Below are 14,594 nucleotides of genomic sequence, written 5' to 3'. Positions count from 1 at the left end.
GAAAAACAGTAACGGGCGCCCGGTTCGGGCCGGGCCCGAACCGGGCGACGCTCGGAGAGTGTCAGCTGAGATGCAGCGAACTGTGTCTACAGTCGAGAAGCGCTCGAGCTTGTGGCTTGGGCCTCGGATGATTCGGTGTTGTTATCGTCAGACTCCGAATCGCTGTCATCGAATTCTACCCCAGCGTCCGGCGCAATCCATTCGCGACCGGGTACGTACGGGCTGGGTTCCAGGCCCGGGTGGCGGTGCCGCTGCACGAGAATGATCACAATGCCGAGCGCGATGGCCGCGATGGCCGCCCAGACATTTGTGCGGATTCCGAAGTAAATCTCGCTCGGGTCAATGCGAATCGACTCAAAAAAGCTGCGACCCAGACCATACCAGATGAGGTAAGCGCCCAGGGTCTGGCCGAAGCGCAGGCGGAACTTGCGCTCGAGGTAGAGGATGACCGCGACGCCGAGCAGGTTCCAGATGATCTCGTAGAGAAAAGTCGGGTGAAACAGGGTGTCGGCCGGCAGTCCAAGCGGGAAGGCCGGATTGCTTGACGGAATTTCCAGTCCCCAGGGCAGGGTCGTCGGCAGACCGAACAGTTCCGTGTTGAACCAGTTGCCCAGACGGCCGGTGGCCTGCGCGACCAGAAGAGCGGGGGCGACAGCGTCGGCGAAGGTCCAGAAGCGGATGCCGGCCAGACGACAGCCGATGTACGCACCGACCGCTCCGCCCAGCAGCGACCCGAAGATAGCGTTTCCGCCCTCCCAGATGTACAGGGTACGCAGCAGATCGGCACCCTCGAAGAAGTAATCACCGGGGTGGGTGAGCACGTGGTAGATGCGGGCCCCGACGATACCCAGCGGAACGGCCCACAGGATGATGTCGAGCACGACCCCCGGCTCGGCGCCGCGTCTGGTCAGGCGGCGGGAAGTGATGATCGTAGCGAGGATGATTCCGGCGAGAATGCACAGCGCGTAAGCGTGAATGCGGAAGGGGCCGAGATCGAAGAAGCTCCAGTCGGGGCTCGGGATACTCGTGCTCAAAAGACTCAAGGACACCTGGGTACTACCTTTCATCGTGACTCACGTCACCGGGGGCGAATCGATCGATTGTCTCGAACTATTTAGTGTAGATCGCGCCTGGATTTACCCGGGCGATGAGGCTGGGCGAATATCTTGCGCGCCCGCAGCGAGTTGCAGTGCCAAACGCGCAACGGCCGGCACTCCCCCGTCGGTGAGCGCCTTCACGAGGGCCGAACCGACAATGGCGCCGTCGGCATAGCCCAGGATCTCGCGCACTTGCTCCGGGGTGGAGATGCCGAGGCCGACACACGCGCTCGTGCAGCCGACCGCGCGTAAACGCTCGACCAGGATGCGTGCGGCCGCGTCGACGCCGGCGCGAGCGCCGGTCGTCCCCATCGTGGAAACGGTGTAGACGAAGCCGCGGCTGGCTTCGATTGCCTGGATCAGGCGAGCATCGGACGAGGACGGTGCGGCCAGGAAGACCCGGTCGAGTCCAGTACGAATGCTTGCTTCCATCCAGTCGCCCGCTTCGTCGGGGATCAGGTCGGGCGTGATCAAACCGGCGCCGCCCGCAGCGCGCAGGTCGTCGGCGAAGCGCTCAACGCCGTACTGCACGACCGGGTTCCAGTAGGTCATGACGAGTACGGGGGCGTCGACCTGGGCAGTGATGGCCCTGATGGCTTCGAACCCGTGACGCAGTTTGAAGCCGTTGGCGAGTGCCTGCTGGGTGGCCGCCTGAATGACCGGGCCGTCCATGACCGGGTCGGAGTAGGGAAGGCCGAGTTCGATGATGTCGACGCCGTTGGCGACGAGGGCCACCGCGGCGTCGATGCTCTCGGTCAGTGTGGGAAACCCCACCGGCAGGTACCCGATCAAGGCGCCGCCGCCCTCGGAGCGTCGCCGGGAAATGGTCTGTTCGACCGTGCTCACCACGCCTCCGGCGACTGCGTCGCTGATTTTCGGGGTGCTCATGACTGCTCCGCGCCTTCGTCGAGCAGGTCGAAGTATCGGCCAGCTGTTTCCATGTCCTTGTCGCCGCGCCCGCTGAGGTTGACCAGGATGGTCGCCTCCGGGCCGAGTGCGCGGCCGAGTTCGAGAGTGCCGGCGAGGGCGTGCGACGATTCGATCGCCGGAATGATCCCCTCCGTGCGGCTCAGCAGCCGCAGGGCGCTCATCGCCTCATCATCGGTGATCGGCAGGTAGGTAGCCCGGCCGATGCTCGAGAGCCAGGCGTGCTCCGGACCGACCCCCGGGTAGTCGAGGCCCGCCGAAATGGAGTGCGATTCAACGGTCTGACCGTCTTCATCCTGCAGCAGCATGCTGCGGGCGCCGTGCAGCACCCCGGGACGGCCCTTGGTGATGGTGGCTGCGTGCCGCAATGTTTCAACGCCGTCGCCGGCCGCTTCATAGCCGAACAGCGCAACATCGGCATCGTCGAGGAAAGCGTGAAAGATTCCCATGGCGTTCGAGCCGCCGCCGACGCAGGCGGTGACGGCGTCCGGCAGGCTGCCGGTCAGGTCGAGAACCTGCTGCCGGGCCTCTTCCCCGATGATCTTCTGAAAGTCGCGCACCATGGCGGGAAACGGATGCGGTCCGGCCACGGTTCCGAAGATGTAGTTGGTGGTCTCAACGTTGGTGACCCAGTCACGCATGGCGTCGTTGATGGCGTCTTTCAGGGTGCGTGAGCCGGTCTTGACCGGCACGACTTCGGCGCCGAGCAGGCGCATCCGTGCCACGTTGAGGGCCTGACGCTCGGTATCGACCTCGCCCATGTAGACGACACATTCCAGTCCGAACAGGGCGGCGACGGTGGCCGTGGCCACTCCGTGCTGGCCGGCTCCGGTTTCAGCGATCACGCGAGTCTTGCCGATCCGCTTGGTCAGCAAGGCTTGTCCGAGCGCGTTGTTGATCTTGTGTGAGCCGGTGTGGTTGAGGTCTTCGCGTTTGAGGATGATGCGGGCGCCACCGGCATACTCGGCGAAGCGCGGCACCTCGGTGATGATGGAGGGGCGCCCGGTGTAGTTGCGATGCAACTCCATCAGCGCCGCAGCGAAGGCGGGATCCTTCTTGGCGAGCTCGTATTCCGCTGTGAGTTCGTCGAGGGCCGCCACGAGGGACTCGGGCACGAACCTGCCGCCGAATTCGCCGAAGTACGGCCCGGACTGCAAACGCAAGGATTCATTTCGCAAAGACATGTTAAACCGCCAAAAACTCGGAGAGGGTTCGGATGGGATCACTCGTGACGAGCGCTTCGCCGACCAGGACGACGTCGGCGCCCGCAGCACGATAATGTGCGACGTCAGCGGCGGTTTTGACGGCGGATTCGGCGACACGGATGACGCCGGACGGGATTTTATCGGCGAGAGTGCCGAAAAGGTTCTGGTCAAGGTCGAAGGTGGACAGGTTGCGCGCGTTGACTCCGACCAGATTCGCGCCGATATCGAGCGCCCGGCTCACCTCGTCAGCGCTGTGCGTTTCGACCAGCGCGGTCATGCCGAGCTCACGGATGAGATCGTGCAGCGAGACCAGAGTGCCCTGGTCGAGGGCCGCCACGATGAGCAGCACAAGGTCGGCGCCGGCCGCGCGGGCCTCGAACACCTGATACGCCGTGCCGATGAAGTCCTTGCGCAGGATGGGAATGCTCACCGCAGCCCGCACCTGCTCGAGGTCAGTCAGGGAACCGTGAAAACGCCGACCCTCGGTGAGCACGCTGATGGCGCTCGCCCCGCCGGTCTCGTAGGAGACGGCCAGCGCTGCCGGGTCGGTGATGGCCGCCAGGGAGCCGCGACTCGGGCTGGACCGCTTGATCTCGGCGAGAATCTTCACGCGGTCGATCGGGGCCAGCGCTGCCAGCGCGTCGAGGGCGGGCGCGTGGGCGCGCGCCGCAGCCTCCGCACTCGCCAACGGGCGAGTGTGGAGGCGTTGTTCGGCGTCGGAAAGCGCGCCAGCGAGAAGTTCTTGAAGCACCAGGTTTCAGCGCAGCCGCTTAGTTGCCATGCGGGGCTGGTAGGGCGCTGACGCCGTAGCCGACCTTGCTCAGCGCGTAGCCGACAATGACTCCCACAATAAGCAAACCGAACGACGCCCAGACGAGCCAGGCCAGCTCGAAGAAGAAGGCGATGGTGCCGATCGTGAAAGCTGCCAGCATGATGGTGACGGCCGTCCAGGCCGCCGCGGAGTGGCCGTGTCCGGGATCTGACGGATCGATGCTCATGGTTCTCCTCGTGAATACGTATCGCTCTGTGCGTTGACAAGCGGGTCAAGTCTAGCGGAGCGAGGGCTGCCGTTCAGCGAGCGGTCGGGTCTTCGCCGCGGCTGAGGTCGTCCCAGTCACCGACGGAGTCGTTTGGTGCGAGTTCGACGGGCGCGTGGCCGACGGGCGCGATGGTGTCGGGCCCGTCGGGCGACGCCACCGTTTCAAACCGTACGGCCTGGTATTTGCGCGTCGGGCCCGGCCAGCGGGCGCTGGTCAGGATGACGGCCAGCCCGGTGGCCGCCATGATGACAGCGGCAGCCAGGGCGACGAACGGCCAGGTCGTGACGACCGTGCCGAGCACGCTGAGCCTGATGGATTCGTGCCCGGCGATCCCCGTCGCGGCGGTGACCGCTGCCGCGCTGGCCTGGGCGGGGTCCTCGAGCGCGAGAAACGCAGCGAGGAACACCGAAAAGCCCAGCAGCATTTCAAGTGCTCCGAGCACGATACGGATGACCCGCCCGGCTATGGTGAGGGCTCCGGCAAGAGCGAATCCGGACAGGGCCAGTGCCGTCAGCGCGGGAGCGGCGACGGCACCGTCGATCTCCAGCACCTGGGTGCCGGCGTCGGGCAGCCCAACTTCGGCCTTAATCCACACCTGGGTCCACGCCAGCAGCGCGAGGGAACTCGCGCCCAGGATCGTGAGGATGAGAACGAGTTTGAGCCGGCGCGGAGGCATCCGTCGTTTCATCAGTACACCCGGCGCATCGCGTTGGCCACGGCCACCGCACGCAACGGCGCGGCCGCCTTGTTCTGCGATTCCTGGTACTCGGAAGCCGGATCGGAGTCGGTGACGACGCCGCCGCCGGCCTGAACACGGGCGATGCCGTCCTTGATGGTGGCGGTGCGGATGGCGATGGCAAGGTCGGCGTCGCCGGCGAAGCCGAAGTAGCCGACCACTCCCCCGTACACGCCGCGTTGGGTGGGTTCGAGGGCGTCGATGATTTCAAGTGCCCGCGGTTTCGGCGCGCCCGACAGCGTTCCGGCCGGGAAGGTGGCACGGAAGACGTCGATGGCGGTCTTGCCGGGCACGAGGTTGCCCTCGACCGAGGAGACCAGGTGCATGATGTGGCTGAACCGTTCTATGCGCATGAACTCGGTCACCTCGACGGAACCGGCCGCGCAGACCTTGAGCAGGTCGTTGCGGGCGAGGTCGACGAGCATGAGGTGCTCTGCCCGTTCCTTCGGGTCTTCGGCGAGTTCGATCGCGTAGTCGGCGTCGGCATCCGGTGTGCCGCCGCGCGGTTTGGAGCCGGCGATCGGGTGCGTGAAGACACGCTGATCCTGCACCTTGACGAGCGCTTCTGGTGACGAACCGACGATCCAGTAGGGGTCACCGCCCGGCGTCTCAAGGCTGAGCAGGTACATGTACGGGCTGGGATTGAGGCTGCGCAGCACCCGGTAGACGTCGATGGGGTGGGCAGTGCACACGTGGTCGAAGCGCTGCGAGATGACGACCTGGAACACGTCACCGTCGATGATGTGCTGCTTGCCGACATTCACGGCGGCGAGAAAATCATCACGGGTGGTGCGATTGCTCGGCGCGCTCGGAGCCTGCAGGTCAACCTCGGCGAGCCAGGCTTCGGCGGGCGCGGCGAGGCGCTTCTGCAGGGAATCCAGGCGTGCGCACGCGTCAGCCCACAGCTCGTCGGGTGTGTCGGTGCCGTCGCCGAGGACGTTGGAGATCAGTTGCACGGTGCCGTACTTGTGGTCGAGTACGACGAGGTCGGCGACGAAGCTGAAGGACTGGCCCGGCACATCGTAATCGGCCGGCGGCTGGTGCGGCAGACGTTCAATCTGGCGAATCGCCTCCCAGCCGATGAAGCCGACCAGTCCGCCGGTCAGCGGCGGGTGTTCGGGCAGCCGCGGGGTCTGCCAGCGGTCGAACAGGAAGGCCAGGGCGTCGAGCGGGCGAAGGGTCGCGGCGGAGCCGAGTGCGCGATCGGCGGACAGTCCGTAGTCGATCCAGCGGGTGTCGTCACCCTCCTGGGTGAGCACGCCGAAGGAGGAGACGCCGACGAAGGAGAATCGCGACCATATTCCGCCCTGTTCGGCGGATTCGAGCAGAAAACTGCCCGGCAGGCCGTTGGCGAGCTTGCGATAGATGCCGACCGGGGTTTCGCCGTCGGCGAAGAGCTCACGAATGACCGGGATGACCCGGTGCGCGTCGATGAGCGCGTCGAACTGAGCACGCGTGGTGGAGCCGGCTGTGCGGGCGCCGGTCGCGGCCGGGGTGCTGTCGGTCATTCCAGGGGCCTTTCCTGAGCTGTTGCGCCGAGATCGCGGCCATCGAAGCAGGTGCGCGTGCCGGTGTGGCAGGCCGCTCCGACCTGGTCGACCTGCACGAGCAGGGTGTCGTTGTCGCAGTCGAAGGCTGCGGAGTGCACGTACTGGGCGTGTCCGGAGGTGTCGCCCTTGCGCCAGAATTCCTGCCGGCTGCGGGACCAGAAGGTCACGCGCCCCTCCGTGAGAGTGCGGTGCAGCGCTTCCCGGTTCATCCAGCCGAGCATGAGCACCTCGTGGCTGTCGAACTGCTGGATGACGGCGGGCAGCAGCCCGGCATCGTTGAAAATCGCAGCGTCGAGCTGATCGGTCAGTTTTGCGCTCATCAGCGCACCAGCATTCCGGCGTCGCTCAGTTCGCGCTTGACGTCGCCTATGGTCAGTTGTGCAGAGTGAAAAACGGATGCCGCCAGCACGGCGTCCGCGCCGGCCCGGATTGCCGGTGGGAAGTCTTCAACCCGTCCGGCGCCGCCGGAGGCGATCACCGGAACCCGGCTGTTAGCCCGCATGAGCGCGATGAGCTCGGTGTCGAAGCCGGCCTTGGTGCCATCGGCGTCGATCGAGTTGACCAGGAGTTCCCCGGCGCCCAGCTCGATCGCCTGTCGAGCCCAGGCGACGGCGTCCAGATCCGTCTCGGTGCGCCCACCGTGGGTCGTGACGACGAAGCCGCTCTCGGTGCGCTGGGAACGTTTGACATCGAGGCTCAACACGAGCACCTGGGCACCGAACCGGTCGGCGATTTCGCCGATCAGAGCCGGGCGGGCGATGGCTGCACTGTTGACGCCGACCTTGTCGGCACCGCTCGCCTGCAGCCGGGAGACGTCTTCGACGCTGCGAATGCCGCCGCCGACGGTGAGCGGAATGAACACCTGCTCCGCCGTCGCGCGCACCACGTCGTACGTTGTTGCGCGATTGTCGACCGTCGCCGTGACATCGAGAAAAGTGAGCTCATCGGCGCCCTGCTCGTAGTAGCGGCGGGCGAGTTCAACCGGGTCGCCGGCGTCACGCAGATTCTGAAAGTTGACCCCCTTGACGACGCGCCCGTTGGCGACGTCGAGACAGGGAATGACGCGAACGCTCAGGCTCATCGCTGGTTCTCCTCCGCTGGTTCTTAGAGGCGGGCGTTGTGAATGGTCGTGACCAGGATGGCCCTGGCGCCGAGGGCGTAGAGGGCGTCCATCACGTTGTTCATGTCGAGCCGGGCGATCATGACCCGAACGGCGGCCCATTCCGGGTCGTGCAGCGAGGAGACGGTCGGCGATTCGATGCCGGGGGCAAGCGCCGCAGCGGCGTCGAGCAGAGCCACCGGGATGTCGTAGTCGAGCAGCACGTATTGGCGCGCCACGAGCACACCCTGCAACCGGCGCAGCAGGGTGTCGATTCCGGCCTTGTCGTTGGTGGAGCTGATCAGCACGGCGGTGGATTCGAGGATGACCGGTCCGAAGATTTCGAGGCCGGCCTTGCGCAGGGTGGTTCCGGTGGAGACGACGTCGGCGACGGCATCCGCTACGCCGAGCTGAACGGCGGATTCGACCGCGCCGTCGAGTTCGACGAGGTCGACGGTCACCGAGTGGGTGGCGAGGAAGCGTTCGACCAGGCCGGGATAGCTCGTGGCGACGCGCAGGCCGTGGAGGTCTTTCAGCTGGGTGAAACGGCCGGCCGGCCCGGCGAAACGAAAGGTGGAGTCGCCGAAGTCGAGGCTGGCGATCTCGACCGCCGTGGAGTGCGAGTCGAGCAGCAGGTCGCGGCCGGTGATACCGACGTCGAGGGCGCCGGATCCGACGTAGGTGGCGATGTCGCGGGGGCGCAGGTAGAAGAATTCGACCCCGTTTCGCGGGTCGGCGGTGACGAGGTCGCGCGGGTCGCGGCGGCCGGTGTAACCGGCCTCGGCGAGCATCTGCGCGGCGGTTTCAGACAACGAACCCTTGTTGGGCACGGCAATTCTCAGCATGGGGTACTCTCTCGGTTCTCTTGCACACGACTAGTGACGGATACGGGCCAGCATGGGGGGCTGGCGCCGGTCACAGATGTCGGTAGATGTCGGCCGGAGAGAGACCTTTGGCGATCATCATGACCTGTAGGTGGTACAGCAATTGGGAGATTTCAGCGGACGTTTCGTCGTCGCTCTGAAACTCGGCGGCCATCCACACTTCGGCGGCTTCCTCAACAATTTTCTTGCCGATGGCGTGCACGCCGGCGTCGAGTTCACGAACGGTGCCGGAGCCTTCTGGGCGGGTGCGGGCCTTGTCGCTCAGTTCTACGAAAAGGTCATCGAATGTTTTCACTACTCTAGGTTACCCGCCCCGTGACGGTGGCTGCCCGCACGCTCGCGCAGCAGAGCGATCTGGGCGGCCGGATTCTCGGCTCCGAACACGCTGGACCCGGCCACGAAGGTGTCGGCGCCGGCGGCAGCAGCGATCTCGATGGTCTGCGCGGTGATTCCGCCGTCGACCTGCAGCCACAGGTCGAGGCCGCCCTGGTCAACCGCGGTGCGCAAGCGCGCGAGTTTCGGCATGGTCGATTCCATGAAGCTCTGGCCGCCGAAACCCGGTTCGACGGTCATGACGAGCACCTGGTCGAATTCGGGGAGCAGCTCGAGATAGGGCGTGATGTCGGTGCCTGGCTTCAGCGCAATGCCGGCGCGAGCGCCGATCTGACGCAAGCGACGGGCCACCGCGACCGGTTCGGTCGTGGCCTCGGCGTGAAAGGTGACCGAGAAGGCGCCGGCCTCGGCGTAGCCGGGTGCCCACCGCGCGGGGTCGTCGATCATCAGGTGGATGTCGAGCGGCAGCGACGACACCTGCTGCAGGCGTTCGACCATGCCGAGCCCGAAGGTGAGGTTCGGCACGAAATGGTTGTCCATAATGTCGACGTGCACCAGATCGGCCGAGCGGATGCGGGAGAGCTCGCTCTCAAAGTTGGCGAAATCGGCGGCGAGGATGCTGGGGTTGATGCGGGTGGCCATCCATTCAGCCTATCGAGCCGCAGCTCGTGCGTGGTTGCGTGCCACTTGGGGGGGGTCACCTATCCTCAAGGGATGCAACGATCGCACGCCCCGGATTCGCACCGGATCAGACCTGGGTCGCGGAGCCGACGGAACTTTTGTGTTTTTGCGGCTGTCAACATCGGGGCTGGATTGATGGTTCATTTCACCACTGCCGGACCGGTCGGCGATTTCGCTGCCGACGCCCTGTACGCGGTGTTGGCCTACCTGGTCGTGTCATTCATCGCTCCACGCCTTCGACAGATGGGCAGCGCAGCGGTTGCCTTTCTGGCCTGCGCGGCGGTCGAGGCAGCCCAACTCTCCCCGGCGCCGGCTGCCCTGGCCGATGCCTTTCCGCCGGCCAGGCTCGTTCTCGGCACGACGTTTGCGCCGGTGGATCTTCTCGCCTATGCCGTGGGGGTCCTGGCCGCGCTGGTCTGCGACAGGCTCATTCCGCGAGCCCGGGACCGCGCCCGCTCTGGGTAGGCGCTACGGTAATGGGCGTAGCGGCTACCCATCTTGGGCGCGCGCATCCGCTCGCTGGCGCGAGGGGCGCAGGCACCGGGGAGGCGCGCGGCGAGGGCGCCTGGCTACAGGGCGCGCTGCAGCAGCGTGATGAACATGGCGTCGGTACCGTGGCGGTGCGGCCAGAGCTGCACACTGCCGCTGTCGGCGGGCAGGTCAAGGTTCGCCGCGCTGAAGGACTGCACGACGGCGGCGGTGTCGAGCGCGGTCACCGCGCCGCCGGCCTTACGCACGGCGAGGGCCACGATCGCCCGGGTCTCGGCGGTGTGCGGCGAGCACGTGACGTAGGCGAGGATACCGCCGGGCTTGAGCGCGTCGAGAGCCGCGTCGATCAGGCCGGACTGCAGTCCGGCGAGGTCGGCAACGTCTTTCGGCTGCTTACGCCACCGGGCCTCCGGCCGGCGGCGCAGGGCGCCGAGACCGGTGCAGGGCGCGTCGAGCAGGATGCGGTCGAATTCGCCGGGATGCGTCTGGCCGATGGTCGTGCCGTCGACCTCCCACACCGGGACAGATTCGGGAAGGGCAGCGAGGGCGGTACGCACGAGGGTGGCGCGGGCAGGAACGAGCTCATTGGCCACGAGTTCGGCTCCCCCGGCGCGTGCTTCCGCGGCGAGCAGGGCGGCCTTGCCCCCCGGACCGGCGCAGAGGTCGAGCCAGCGCTCTCCCGCTACGATTGGCCGGGCCCGGCTGAGAGCCAGGGCGGCGATCTGGGAGCCTTCGTCCTGCACCCGAACGCGCCCGTCCGTCGCTGTCACGAGGTGGTACGGGTCACCCGAGTCGAGCACGAATCCGACCGGCGAGAATTCATCGGCCAGGCCCAGCCGTTCCCGGTCTGCGTCGGTGGCCAGGCCCGGCAGCGCCACCATGTTGACCTTGGCCGCCATATTGTCGGCGGCGAGCAGGTCGGCGAGCTCGTTCTCGTGGCCTTCGGCCTTCAGCGACTGGCGGAAGGCCCGCACGATCCAGGCGGGGTGCGAGTATTCGGCGGCGAGCCGGTCGTCGACGTTGACCGCGCGCTCGAGCACCCGCTCGCGCCATTCCTCGGCGCTCGACCGTGAGATGGTGCGGAGGACCCCGTTGGTGAAGCCGGTCGCCGAGCGCGAGCCCACCTGTTTGGCCAGGGAGACCGATTCGTTGACCGCGGCGTGGGTCGCCACGCGGGTGGCGAGCAGCTGGTGGGCGCCCAGACGCAGCACGTCGAGGATGGCGGGGTCGATTGCGGTGACGGCCCGGTTCGCGGCGAGGGCGATCACGCGGTCGTAGAAGCCCTGCATGCGCAGGGTGCCGTAGGTGAGCTCGGTGGCGAGGGCGGCATCCGCTGTAGTGAGGGCGGCGCGTTGGATGCGGGTCGGCAGCAGCAGGTTGGCGTAGGCGTCGGATTCCCGCACGGCGGCGATCACCTCGTAGGCGATGCGGCGGGCCGGCTGCACGAAATCGGCGGGGGCCTGCCGGGAACGCGCAGGGCCCGAAGGTGTCGAGCCGCTGCGGGTCGCATTTGTTCCAGCGCGGGTGTGTTCGTCGCTCATGAGGCAAGCACCGATTCTGCTCCCACTCCGCGCCACCAGTCGTTTGCTGTCATTGCTGTCTTTCCGGCCGGTTGCACGCGCAGCAGAACCAGCGGTTCGGTGTGCGTGCCCACGAGCACTGTTTTGTCGCGCTGCAGAATGGTTCCGGCAGGCAGGTTGGGTTCATTGACGCTGGGAGCGACCTCGATCAGTTTCAAGACGGCGCCGTTCACGATGGTGAACGCGCCGGGCTCGGGCGTCACCCCGCGAATGCGGCTGTAAACGGATGCTGCCGGCTGCGTGAAATCGATCCGCGCGTCGTCCCGCACCAGCTTGGGGGCGAGGGTCACCTCGCCGGTCTGCGGCACGGCCACGGCTGTTCCCGCGGCGAGCTCGGCGACGACGCGCACGAGCAACTCTGCGCCGCTGTGACTGAGCTCATCGAGAAGTACTCCCGATGTGGAATGTGCTGCGAGGGGTTGGGTGAAGCTGCCGAACACAGCGCCGGCATCGAGTTCGGGCACGAGCTGGAAGACGGCGGCGCCGATGAGCTCGTCACCGGCGATGACAGCGCGCTGCACCGGCGAGGCACCACGCCAGCGTGGCAGCACCGAGAAATGCAGGTTGATCCAGCCGAGCCGGGGCACCGAAAGCAGCGGCTCGCGCACGATTCCGCCGTACGCGACGATGACACCGAGGTCGGGCTGCAGGGCGCTGATCTGGTCGGTGGCTGCGGCGTCGAGCCGGTTGGTCTTCAGGACCGGGTAGCCATACCCGGCCGCGGCTTGCGCGACCGGCGACGGGGTGAGGAGGCGTTTGCGGCCGAGCGGGGCATCCGCTCGGGTGATCACAGAGACGATCTCGTGATCGGTGCCGGCCAGGGCCAGGAGACTGGGCAGCGCGACCTCGGGCGTGCCGGCAAAGACGAGTTTCATTTAGAGCAGCTCCGGGTCGTCGAATCGAACTTTAAGTGTAGGTGCCGGCTGGAACGAGCCCGACTTCGGCTTACGGCGGCGGGTGGCGTTCTGCACGACCGCCGCCTTGAGTGCGTGGGCGACCTCATCGCCGCGGGCGTAGCCGAACCGCACGACCGCACGCACGAGGGGCGCCTCGGTGTCGACCGGACCGAGTACGTCGAGGCCGGCGACCTCGGCCAGGGCGGTCACGGCGGCGTCGACGTCGGCGGCGGTTCCGGTGACCGAGGCGACCCGCACGGCCGGCGGAAAACGCAGCTGGCGGCGGTCGGCGAGCTCGCTCGCGGCGAAGACGTCGGGGCGCCAGGCGTTGAGAGCGCGAGCGAGGGCCCCGCCCACCCCGGCGAGCAGCACGGGAGCGCCGGGTGCGGCGAGGGCGGCCACGTTCGCCCACCAGCGCAGGCAATCCTCGCCGACGCGGAGGGATTCGCGGGCGAGCATGCGTTCACCGTCGAGAATGAGAATGGCACGGTAGCCGCCGGTCGGAACCGGTTCGGCGCCGCGGGTGGCGATGACGAGGGCCGGCTCGGCACCGAGGGTCTGAATGGTGTGCTCACCGTCGGCGACGATGACGCGGGCACCGGGAAAAGCCCGGCCGAGTTCTTCGGCGGTGCGCCCTGTGCCGAGGGTGACCACCCGCAGTTTGGTGCCCTCGCAGTGCGCGCAGCTCCAGCCGGCGGCGAGGGCGCCGCACCAGCGGCAGGACGGCACGGCCGACGCCGATTTGAGCCCGAGGGGCCCCTGGCAGTGCGTGCAGCGGGCCGCCTTCTTGCAGCCCTGGCAGGCGAGCATCGGCGCGTAGCCGGGGCTGGCGACCTGCACCAGCACGGGTCCGTGAGCGAGCGCCTCACGGGCCGCCTGCCAGGCGGCCGAGGGGATACGGGCGGCCCGGGCCTGCTGGTCCGGTTCGGACTGAAAGTCGGTGGGGATGATGCGCGGGTGGCGGTCGGCGGATGGGTTCACTTCGGTCAGGTAGTTCAGTTCGACCAGGCGCTGGGTTTCGACGCTGCGCGAGTGGCCCAGCAGCACGAGGGCGCAGTCGCAGTGCTGCTGGCGCACGAGGGCCGCGTCCCGGGTGTTGACGTAGGGACTGAGCGGTTCGGTGTAGAGCGGGTCGCCATCGTCCCAGACGGCGATGAGGCCGAGACGGTGCGCCGGGGCGTAGACGGCCGACCGATTGCCGAGAATGATGCGCGGCGCCGGTTCAAGGCAGGCCAGAAAGGCGCGGTAGCGGTCGGGATTGGGCTGGCGGGCGTCGACTCGGCTGAGCGGCAGCGTCGGGGCGAGCTGGGCCAGAGCGGCTTGCACCTGATCTTGGTCCCGAAAGTCGGGCACGCACAGAATGGCGCTCTGCCCGGTACCGAGCGTAGCAACGGCGAGTTCGGCCAGCGTCTTCGCCCACCGGCCGATCGTGCTGCCGTCATCGAGCTGCACGAGTTCGGGGATCGCCGCGACGGCCACGCGGTGGTGTTCCACAATCGCGGTGTCGAGGCGGCCGGTCGGGTACCCGACGAAGGCGGGCGTCGCCAGCGAGATGGGTGCCTTCTGCACACTGCTGCCCTCGACGGGCGCAATGACCGGGCGGCTGGGTGACGAAACGGTCGCCGGCGCGAGTGCCTCTGCCTGCGCGGTCGACGCAGCTGCAGCGCCCTGCGCGGCCAGCCAGGCTTTTTCTACCCGCACCTGTCGCGGCGGCACGGCGAGACGGATGATGTCACTCGCGTTCCCGGCGGCCCGATCCGCCAGCCGACGCGCCAGTTTCCACACGGCGGGAGTCAGCACGACGGCCGTGGACACGACCGAGTCGAGCGGGCTGAGGGCGCCGCGGTAGGCGGCATCCGTTTCAGAAGCTGACTCGGCGCGTGGATCGAAAACCTCGATCACGTAGGCGTCGACGACGCGCCCACCCGAACGGAACGGCACCTTCACACGCACGCCGGCGGACACCGGCTCGACCAGTTCGGCGGGCACGCTGTAGGAGAACAGGTGGTCCAGTTGCGGCAGCGGGGAATCAATCAGCACCCGTGCGACGAGGCCGGTGTGCGTCATGACGGGGCCG

At 67.3% G+C, this 14,594-nt stretch carries 16 protein-coding genes; 1 reads left to right on the top strand and 15 read right to left on the bottom strand.

Annotated elements, in window-relative coordinates; all coding sequences use genetic code 11:
• Positions 1–86 precede the first annotated feature (86 nt).
• The 12 genes from lgt to rpe form a co-directional block, all read right to left on the bottom strand.
• On the bottom strand, positions 87–1,049 hold the full coding sequence (gene lgt, locus BMW72_RS04705) for a prolipoprotein diacylglyceryl transferase (protein WP_370448704.1): 963 nt from the start codon (positions 1,047–1,049) through the stop codon (positions 87–89).
• An 87-nt stretch (positions 1,050–1,136) separates the two neighbouring features.
• The gene (trpA, locus tag BMW72_RS04700; RefSeq protein WP_092107796.1) at positions 1,137–1,985 is read right to left on the bottom strand and encodes a tryptophan synthase subunit alpha; all 849 of its coding nucleotides are present in this window, start codon (positions 1,983–1,985) and stop codon (positions 1,137–1,139) included.
• Complete coding sequence (trpB, locus tag BMW72_RS04695; RefSeq protein ID WP_092107794.1) at positions 1,982–3,208, bottom strand: tryptophan synthase subunit beta; 1,227 nt, start codon at positions 3,206–3,208, stop codon at positions 1,982–1,984. Before trpB ends, trpA begins: the two co-directional genes overlap by 4 nt.
• Before the next feature lies 1 nt (position 3,209).
• On the bottom strand, positions 3,210–3,980 hold the full coding sequence (trpC, locus tag BMW72_RS04690) for an indole-3-glycerol phosphate synthase TrpC (protein ID WP_092107792.1): 771 nt from the start codon (positions 3,978–3,980) through the stop codon (positions 3,210–3,212).
• Between the two features lie 19 nt (positions 3,981–3,999).
• Positions 4,000–4,227, bottom strand: a complete 228-nt coding sequence (locus BMW72_RS04685; protein ID WP_092107790.1) for a DUF6704 family protein — start codon at positions 4,225–4,227, stop codon at positions 4,000–4,002.
• Positions 4,228–4,300: 73 nt separating this feature from the next.
• A complete protein-coding gene (locus BMW72_RS04680) occupies positions 4,301–4,945 on the bottom strand; it encodes a Trp biosynthesis-associated membrane protein (RefSeq protein ID WP_166787697.1) in 645 nt (214 codons plus the stop codon).
• Positions 4,946–4,956: 11 nt separating this feature from the next.
• Entirely contained in the window at positions 4,957–6,513 is a 1,557-nt protein-coding gene (locus BMW72_RS04675) for an anthranilate synthase component I (protein ID WP_092107786.1), read from the bottom strand.
• On the bottom strand, positions 6,510–6,875 hold the full coding sequence (gene hisI / locus BMW72_RS04670) for a phosphoribosyl-AMP cyclohydrolase (RefSeq protein WP_092107784.1): 366 nt from the start codon (positions 6,873–6,875) through the stop codon (positions 6,510–6,512). The genes BMW72_RS04675 and hisI overlap by 4 nt, the downstream gene beginning before the upstream one ends.
• Positions 6,875–7,636, bottom strand: a complete 762-nt coding sequence (hisF, locus tag BMW72_RS04665; RefSeq protein WP_092107782.1) for an imidazole glycerol phosphate synthase subunit HisF — start codon at positions 7,634–7,636, stop codon at positions 6,875–6,877. The genes hisI and hisF overlap by 1 nt, the downstream gene beginning before the upstream one ends.
• Before the next feature lie 23 nt (positions 7,637–7,659).
• Positions 7,660–8,499 (bottom strand): ATP phosphoribosyltransferase, encoded by an 840-nt coding sequence (gene hisG / locus BMW72_RS04660; protein ID WP_092107780.1) that lies wholly within the window; start codon positions 8,497–8,499, stop codon positions 7,660–7,662.
• A 70-nt stretch (positions 8,500–8,569) separates the two neighbouring features.
• Positions 8,570–8,833, bottom strand: coding sequence for a phosphoribosyl-ATP diphosphatase (locus BMW72_RS04655; RefSeq protein ID WP_092107778.1), 264 nt, complete (start codon positions 8,831–8,833; stop codon positions 8,570–8,572).
• On the bottom strand, positions 8,833–9,513 hold the full coding sequence (gene rpe / locus BMW72_RS04650; protein ID WP_092107776.1) for a ribulose-phosphate 3-epimerase: 681 nt from the start codon (positions 9,511–9,513) through the stop codon (positions 8,833–8,835). Before rpe ends, BMW72_RS04655 begins: the two co-directional genes overlap by 1 nt.
• 174 nt (positions 9,514–9,687) lie before the next feature.
• Here rpe and BMW72_RS18650 point away from each other — a divergent pair, with 174 nt between their 5' ends.
• On the top strand, positions 9,688–10,017 hold the full coding sequence (locus BMW72_RS18650; RefSeq protein ID WP_166787696.1) for a ribosomal maturation YjgA family protein: 330 nt from the start codon (positions 9,688–9,690) through the stop codon (positions 10,015–10,017).
• Between the two features lie 104 nt (positions 10,018–10,121).
• Here the strand turns inward: BMW72_RS18650 and BMW72_RS04640 are convergent, their stop codons facing one another.
• Genes BMW72_RS04640 through BMW72_RS04630 form a run of 3 tightly spaced genes read right to left on the bottom strand, consistent with a single transcriptional unit; the run spans position 10,122 to position 14,584 of the window.
• Positions 10,122–11,582 carry an RsmB/NOP family class I SAM-dependent RNA methyltransferase gene (locus BMW72_RS04640; RefSeq protein ID WP_092107774.1) on the bottom strand — a complete coding sequence of 487 codons (1,461 nt, stop codon included), beginning with the start codon at positions 11,580–11,582 and terminating at the stop codon, positions 10,122–10,124.
• The gene (fmt, locus tag BMW72_RS04635) at positions 11,579–12,496 is read right to left on the bottom strand and encodes a methionyl-tRNA formyltransferase (protein ID WP_092107772.1); all 918 of its coding nucleotides are present in this window, start codon (positions 12,494–12,496) and stop codon (positions 11,579–11,581) included. The genes BMW72_RS04640 and fmt overlap by 4 nt, the downstream gene beginning before the upstream one ends.
• Positions 12,497–14,584, bottom strand: a complete 2,088-nt coding sequence (locus BMW72_RS04630; RefSeq protein ID WP_092107770.1) for a primosomal protein N' family DNA-binding protein — start codon at positions 14,582–14,584, stop codon at positions 12,497–12,499.
• Between the last annotated feature and the right edge of the window lie 10 nt (positions 14,585–14,594).

Source organism: Cryobacterium luteum (assembly GCF_900110125.1).
Classification (GTDB): Bacteria; Actinomycetota; Actinomycetes; order Actinomycetales; family Microbacteriaceae; genus Cryobacterium; species Cryobacterium luteum.
Note: the sequence above shows the minus strand (reverse complement) of the source record. Positions and strands in the feature narration are given on the sequence as shown.

Coding starts and splice junctions, on each gene's coding strand:
- trpA (WP_092107796.1), bottom strand. CDS start 1,985: ATGAGCACCCCGAAAATCAGCGACGCAGTCGCCGGAGGCGTGGTGAGC.
- trpB (WP_092107794.1), bottom strand. CDS start 3,208: ATGTCTTTGCGAAATGAATCCTTGCGTTTGCAGTCCGGGCCGTACTTC.
- BMW72_RS04685 (WP_092107790.1), bottom strand. CDS start 4,227: ATGAGCATCGATCCGTCAGATCCCGGACACGGCCACTCCGCGGCGGCC.
- BMW72_RS04680 (WP_166787697.1), bottom strand. CDS start 4,945: ATGCCTCCGCGCCGGCTCAAACTCGTTCTCATCCTCACGATCCTGGGC.
- BMW72_RS04675 (WP_092107786.1), bottom strand. CDS start 6,513: ATGACCGACAGCACCCCGGCCGCGACCGGCGCCCGCACAGCCGGCTCC.
- hisI (WP_092107784.1), bottom strand. CDS start 6,875: ATGAGCGCAAAACTGACCGATCAGCTCGACGCTGCGATTTTCAACGAT.
- hisF (WP_092107782.1), bottom strand. CDS start 7,636: ATGAGCCTGAGCGTTCGCGTCATTCCCTGTCTCGACGTCGCCAACGGG.
- hisG (WP_092107780.1), bottom strand. CDS start 8,499: ATGCTGAGAATTGCCGTGCCCAACAAGGGTTCGTTGTCTGAAACCGCC.
- rpe (WP_092107776.1), bottom strand. CDS start 9,513: ATGGCCACCCGCATCAACCCCAGCATCCTCGCCGCCGATTTCGCCAAC.
- BMW72_RS18650 (WP_166787696.1), top strand. CDS start 9,688: ATGGTTCATTTCACCACTGCCGGACCGGTCGGCGATTTCGCTGCCGAC.
- BMW72_RS04640 (WP_092107774.1), bottom strand. CDS start 11,582: ATGAGCGACGAACACACCCGCGCTGGAACAAATGCGACCCGCAGCGGC.
- fmt (WP_092107772.1), bottom strand. CDS start 12,496: ATGAAACTCGTCTTTGCCGGCACGCCCGAGGTCGCGCTGCCCAGTCTC.
- BMW72_RS04630 (WP_092107770.1), bottom strand. CDS start 14,584: ATGACGCACACCGGCCTCGTCGCACGGGTGCTGATTGATTCCCCGCTG.